Here is a 7335-nt window from a genome sequence, read left to right as displayed (position 1 = left end):
TATCTATCAAGGTATAAGTTGGTAACTCACTATATATCTATCAAACTCGAGTTTTCGGCGGAATTTCAACGATTTCAGGGGATTATATACATGCATACAACGACGCACTTTTACACATGAATAAACCCCCGGAACCAGTCAGATTCCGAGGGCTTAATACAGTCAGATTACCTGTCAGTAATCCTGCTTGTTAGTGTCATATGAATGACCAGTTGAGTTACGGTCATCGCAAATACTCGAACGAGTGTTCCGCGCCTTAGTGAATGAGGTTGACGTGCTAATGCAGTTAGCAACGTCCGCGCCCTTGCGTTCAGTTGACGCCATAAGCTTACCGAAAATGACCACAATGGCAACAAGCACCAAAGCAAGAATCATAACCGGACCGATAACAGATGCTTCCGCCTCATCCGAATTCAATTGACTTTTAATATAAACCATCATGATAGATATACACTCCTTTAATAGTTCTTATATTGAGGAATATCCCCATTAACATATATCTATCAATCAGGCACTTACACTACATACAATAATGTGCCCATGTTCCCATGAGCGCACTATCCGCATGTTTTATTTAATAATAATCATAATGGTTAACATGTAATCACTGAGGGCGATTACAAATAACGGAATATCACTTACCGAGCCTCATAATTCAGTTCAGTATATACAACACGAACCGGTTTCTGCTGATAATAATCCGAATGATTCGTATAATCATCATTCAGTGTCCAAATCACCTTTCCAGCTGGATTATCAGAATCAAGCCCCAGAGGGAATGAATACATGACTGCATCACATGATTCACCCGGTTTCAAATCCGAATCAGACCTATCACCAATGGAAGTAACTAACTCAGCAGTAGTAGAAGTATCTTTCGTACCATCATGCGATACAACGGCACTGAATGCATCTGAATACAGATCTGACTTAATAGCAATAGCATCCTTTGACTTGTTAGTGAATTTCACCTTCACAGCCCAGCCAACCTGCTCATCATAAGAGAATTTGCCTTCATCCGCAGGCAATTCAGACAATGCTGCAATCACTTCATCAAACGAACCTTTACCAAAGAATGGCTTTGAATCCTTTATATACAATGGTTTCGAATCGAACTTTACTTCCAGTCCATCATTCTGCAATTTCCCAGAATTCTTTGCAACGCAATCAACAGCATCACCGCCATCCACCAATTTCAACCTCATCATTTTCTCAATTTCAGGGTTATCACCGCATAGATTCGCAATTGAAGCAATCGGATTACCACCGCCACCACATGACGCCAGCCCTACAACCAATGCACACGATGCAAACACTGCGAACATTCGCTTCAATAACTTCATAAGATTTCTCCCTTCAAATATAGTCCTATTATTTACGCATTTCATGCGAAAGGATGCGAGTAGACATCACCACCAGAATAATTGAACTGCGCTTCCACCGTATTTTCATTGCCGACAGCCCAGAATTGCATCGGTTCATCATTATGTAAATTCAGGTCAGATATCTTATCAGAGAATTTCGCAGTCTCATTCTCCGTAAGATTCGGCTCAGTCAAAGCGACGTTGGTACCATAGAATTGCCATATTTTATTACCGAGGTCATCACGATTTGCCTGCAATTCAGAATCAGTGAATCCATGCAGCGTAACCGTGAACGGAACCGACCACCGAGTCACCTTAGATGATGATTCAGAGCACCCCATCGCATCACAACTGCCTGACGGCATGTACTCATTCTTCTTGAATGCAGCGGTATCGAATTTAACTTTTACATATTTACCAGAATCTGTATCACCCTGCGAATAAGTTGAATAAGTCTGATGCATCGTGCCCTCATTCTGCATCCAGCAGCGCGTTTCAAATGCGTTATAAGGCGTGCGTTCATTATTCTTAAAGAAGTATGCAGTCGGCAGACAATTCTTGCCATTCGGCTCACCAGATTTCTTTTTTGACTCACTCACTTTCGGGGATTGCGATGTTGACTCCGAATCCTTAGAATCGCTATCAGTATCACTATTCCCACACGCCGCCATTGATGTCATCATTGCAAGCACTGCAAACAATGCGAACAACCTCTTAACACGAACCATAATTACACTCCATTCCTTGAATTGAATACATGACTGCAATATCCACATGCATACAAGATAACCCCCGGTATATTTCAACCGAGGGTCACTCAACAAGGAGATAATTACGATGATGAATCCGTAATTACACCAGCCATCACACTGGCGATAAGACAATATCAAGCGAACAGAGAATTCGGGTCATCCATTATTCAAACAATTCATCATATTTCTCATAACCAGAATCCGAATCACCATCCAATGACGAGTCATCACTGTCAACATTGTCATCATCCGCACCTGAATCATCACTGTTATTCACCGACATAGAATCAGCATCCGATGAATCAGTCACATAAGTAATGATTTGCTCATCAGTATCTGACTCATACGGCAACAAATCATCAACCGATGCCGCATCAGCATCCACCGCCGCGTAATAACCATCATCCAGCTCATCCGGTTCACTTGCCCGCAATGCAGACATGTCAACATCATCATCCGCATGCTCATCCACAGGAACCGCAGCAGCCGTAGCATCAAACACTTTCACGGACACTTCCTTCTCATTATCATCCGCTTCCTCATAATGCTTATCCGCTTCATTGAACACAAGTACTGCATTCTCAGTCAGCTGCATATCCGGACGCATCGCCGCCAACACACCATCCGCAACATCCATGGCTTCCTTGATAGAACCATAAGCACGCTTCATCCGCACGCCCTGCATCGCCTCCGCAAGAATGCGAACCACTCGATCAACATTGCCCTTACTCACATAGTGTTCAGGATCATTCGGATCGCATGAATACAGTTCAGCAGGTTTAGTCGCATATTTTGTTAACTCCACGAAGATAGTTCCCAGTGCAGCTTCCCCCGGTTTGCAATCACGCGCAGGTTTATCAACGACACGCTCCACACGAACAATCGGCAGATAAGACAGTTTCATAGACTTCTGCAAATACTGCGCCCACTCATCATAAACAACCTGATTACCATTGAAATCCAGTAACGGCATGCGATTACCAGCGGAATCCAATACATACTTGCCATTAGTGCCACGCTGCCATGCGAGACCCTGACGCTTGAATTCAAAACCACGATAGTTCTTATTCATGTCCAGCAAACAATGAGCATGAACATGCAACCAAACCTGCCCAGCAGCATCTTCCTTCACGGTGATTTCAATAGTCATCCACACACCATTGATGTTCCGGCGTGCCCAGTCGCGGCGGCGCGATGGATTCAATGCATTCATGACACGATAACCAAAATCCTGAATCCGATTCCTGCCATGCTCATCCTCATTCAGAACATCCTCCAATTTAATATTCTGTTCAGTGATAGTCAGAAACAGCCAGTGAGAATGAGATGACCAACCTTTATCCAGCGTGAACCGTTCCACATCCTTCCTGCCAGAACGATCCTTCTCTCGTGAATGATTCCACTTAACATCAACATCATGATGCAACTGTTCCGGTGTATAAGTTATCGTGATAGGAAGATGACGAGAATTAGCAGGAATAGACGCGCTGAAGGTGCCAGATGGTTTCTGCCGCTTATAACCACGCGAATCCAACAACACATTCCCATTCCCATCCGTCAAATACACCGGAATCCGGCGACCGAGCGCATCCAACAGCGGAATCCTGTTCCCATCTGAATCCAATTTGAAACCATTAGAATCAGCATCCTCGCCAGCAGCAGCACGCTCCCACTCAATCTCATACACAGGTTTCGCCTGCAACGAATACTGAATAATTTCCATAGCAGTCAGCAGTCTCCCGGATAATTCAGCCGCATCCATCGCCTGATCAATAGCACACATGCGATCACGGCAACGGTGATAGTTAGTGATACCAGCGGATAAGCCATCAATCTCCGCATCAGTTTTAAACAAGCCGATATCCAGCGTGTTCGCGCAGGCACCAATGCGTTCAGCACGAGCCTCAAATTTCGGATCAGGATCCAATCCCAGAGACGCAGCCGACCTATTCTGCAAAGCGTTATTGATATCCGCGAAAGTTTCAAAAGATTTCTGAATCTTATAATTGGAAACCTTGCCATGTGCGAAATCTTCCAAATCAGCATCCAGCATCTTCAATGCTTCCTTACGTTCACTTAACTTACTGATTTCCTCCCAGTCAGTCAGATTCGCAGGAATGTACACAACTGGATTCTTTGAACGCAGAGGCGCTTTCAGGAACCGAGAAGCACCAGTCATTTGCTTGCCATACTTGTTCTCAACCTTGATGCCATCCTTGCTAACACGCAATTCCGATGACAGCTGGCGATACGCCGCATACGACAGAACCAGTTCATTACGAGCACGAGTCACTGCCACGAACAGCAGACGAAGTTCCGACTGCAAATCAGTTCGCCGGTCAGCACGAGTCCGAGTTTTACCAGTAATCTCATACGGCCAAACATGATTATCGACACCGGCAACCCAGACACAGGAATATTCCCTGCCTTTCGACTGATGTGCATTAATCACATACACATGCTGCGGCACACGCTTCCCATCACTATCAATGACAGTCGGTCTATTCGCGACACGCACACCAGCAGTTGACAGATGCGCACGAAGTTCACGGAGAATCAAATCGCCAACGAAATGGTTGCGAACAATGACGGCAATGTTGTCATACATCTTCCGAGCTTCATCCGGATTCTCATCAACGTATGCACGCAATGCATCCAGTTTCGCTTCAACCCACGCAGTGATAGCAATGGCTTCATCTTTCGGAGACGCGAACCCCCTCACCACCGGTTTCACACCAATTTCAGGACGATTAGCAACAATCGTTTTACCAGCGGAATCCACAATATTGGAACGCAGCGCATTCGCGACATCAATAATGGCATGAGTTGACCGGAAATTATAAGTCAGATTCAACCGAGTCGCAGTTTCATAGGAACCACCAAGCAAAGCAAGATTACCAGCCGCGTTTCTGAACTCATACAGAGACTGATCGCCATCATAGAATACAACAACACGGACATCAGTATCCGCCGCGAACCGGTCGATTATATTTGCCTGCACTGTACTCATGTCCTGACCTTCATCCACCAGAATCCTGTCAAAATTCATAGAATCCGCAACCGATTGAAGCATTGAAGGTTTAGTGCCATTCGCATCGGCATCCCGCTTATCCTTCAAAGCCAGCCGATAGAACTCACAGGATAGCTCACTAACACTGTAAGTATCCGGGATATGCAAGCCAGAATCCCATGCCGCGACAATCGCAGGTTTCAACTTCCCAGCAAGGCGATGGTGTACATCCTTTAATGCTTCATCCAACTTCTGACCGCGATAATGAAGATTATGGTAATCACGAGGAAGTGAGATACCACTGGAAATCAGAATCATGGCATCAGAGAACTCATGAGCGTTCAAACCACATTTGTCCTTCTTATCCAACATCATCCAGTTTCCAGCTTCCATGAAATCACGAGACCATTCAATCCAGCCTGTATTTGCAAGCAATGAATCCAACACAGCCCACAGCTTCCTATTAGTGAACAACCGAACCGGCGCATCCATCAAATGCCGTTTGCACTCCAATGAAACCAATGCGCGCAAATCAGAATCCGAAATGTCCGCCGAAACACCGAGCGCAGCACGCATGGAATCAATGGATTCAAATGACAGACGAACAAGCAGATTCCAGTTATCATCCGAGACAAAGAACTCACGAACATAATTCACCGCAGCAATTTTCCGGAGGAACTTAACCCAATTCTGAACGAAATCATTCAGAGGTTTACGAGCTGAGTTCGATGAAGGCAAGACGCCAGTAGACATATAATCACTGACAAACTTACCGAGTTCCTTCACTTTTATAAGAACAGCGCGACCATTGCGCTTCTTATTCATAGCACGCATGACATTATTCACAGCATCAAATGGATTATCGCCAGAACCATCATAGAACACACGCGCAAACTCATTTAATACGTCCGAGTGGTTTCCATCAAAGTAATCCGTATCAGTCAGTTTGCATTCAATACCTGCATCATGTAAGCACTGCAAGGCAAGTGAATCCATAGTTCGCACGGTTTTTGAAGCATCTGAATCACCAGCGCCTTCCAACTGCTTACGAGCCGCATCAGCATCAGATTTCGCAAACGATAGCGTAATGTCACCATTCGCCCTGCGCATATTTCGAAGAGTGTATGATTTGCCAGAACCCGGACAAGCCGACACCAACACGAACTTATCCGTGCAATTCATCACCACCTGCTGTTCAGCGGTCAATGATACGTTATTAACCATATCGCAACCTTTCCACTCACATCCGGGAGTCAACCGGATTATTTGTATTCAATGGCGTTAATATCTTTCGCCATATTTCATTTCCTATCCCCTATCTATCAAGATTCATATTCAAGTTTGCTTAACGTCATTGTTCCCGAAATTATTCCCACATATAAGAGAATCCAGCAGAATATTATTTCTGCTGGATTCATTCATTCGGAGGTTGCGTTCCGAATCTTCCACGGTTGACTGGACCGCAGGTATACGCAAGATTATGTTTAATGATGTCCTGCAATGATGCAATATCACATCACACCCATTATCTATCAAGGTTCATATTCAGATACAAGAATCCGGTCAGATACTATTCCGACCGGATTCCCTGATAACTATGACAATTATGAGCGGAATCATGTTTGAAAGGATTGGAGAACCGCTCACGCCAGCGTAATATCATCATCACACTGTACACACATGCAAGCAGCGTCATCACTGTTCGCAATGATGACATGAGTTCAATGCAGTCAGACACCACACCACACCGACAATACACACTCACAATGAACGCACTGAACACATGAACACAATGAATGCAAGCACCCACACCAGCACACAGAACCACCGAAATCGGAACGCACGATAGCATAAAATTTCACACAATAAAGGATCGCTTGATAGCATAAGATTTTATACAATTACGAATCGCTTGATAGCATAAGATTTTATACATTAACTGCGAACATGATGACAATCAGCACTTTTCGCCGTCAACATGCCAAGAATGGCGGAATTTCAACGATTTCAGGCAATTTGATACCGAAAAAGTTGAGATGACATTTTGGTCGGAATTTGAGCATTTTTGGGGCAGATTGGGGCAATTTTCACTATATCAAAATTCCAAAAAGCCCGGAATTTAGCCGTTTTTGGTCAAAATTCTCGATGTCGATTTGTTTCTTAATAATTATACGTAAAGTAAGTCGATGTCAACTTACTTTCCGCGCTA

At 44.4% G+C, this 7335-nt stretch carries 4 protein-coding genes; all 4 read right to left on the bottom strand.

Going from position 1 to position 7335, the window contains the following annotated elements; genetic code table 11:
• Positions 1–174: 174 nt before the first annotated feature.
• The 4 genes from OU26_RS09120 to OU26_RS09105 all read right to left on the bottom strand — a co-directional run bounded on the left by OU26_RS09120 (position 175) and on the right by OU26_RS09105 (position 6350).
• Positions 175–441: a hypothetical protein gene (locus OU26_RS09120; protein WP_026645731.1), complete on the bottom strand. Its 267-nt coding sequence runs from the start codon at positions 439–441 to the stop codon at positions 175–177.
• Between the two features lie 197 nt (positions 442–638).
• On the bottom strand, positions 639–1343 hold the full coding sequence (locus OU26_RS09115) for a hypothetical protein (protein ID WP_026645730.1): 705 nt from the start codon (positions 1341–1343) through the stop codon (positions 639–641).
• A 41-nt stretch (positions 1344–1384) separates the two neighbouring features.
• On the bottom strand, positions 1385–2092 hold the full coding sequence (locus OU26_RS09110; RefSeq protein ID WP_026645729.1) for a hypothetical protein: 708 nt from the start codon (positions 2090–2092) through the stop codon (positions 1385–1387).
• Positions 2093–2279: 187 nt separating this feature from the next.
• Complete coding sequence (locus OU26_RS09105) at positions 2280–6350, bottom strand: 3'-5' exonuclease (RefSeq protein WP_026645728.1); 4071 nt, start codon at positions 6348–6350, stop codon at positions 2280–2282.
• Positions 6351–7335 lie beyond the last annotated feature (985 nt).

The organism is Bifidobacterium ruminantium DSM 6489 (genome assembly GCF_000770925.1).
Classification (GTDB): Bacteria; Actinomycetota; Actinomycetes; order Actinomycetales; family Bifidobacteriaceae; genus Bifidobacterium; species Bifidobacterium ruminantium.
This window is presented reverse-complemented; position numbering and strand designations above follow the sequence as displayed.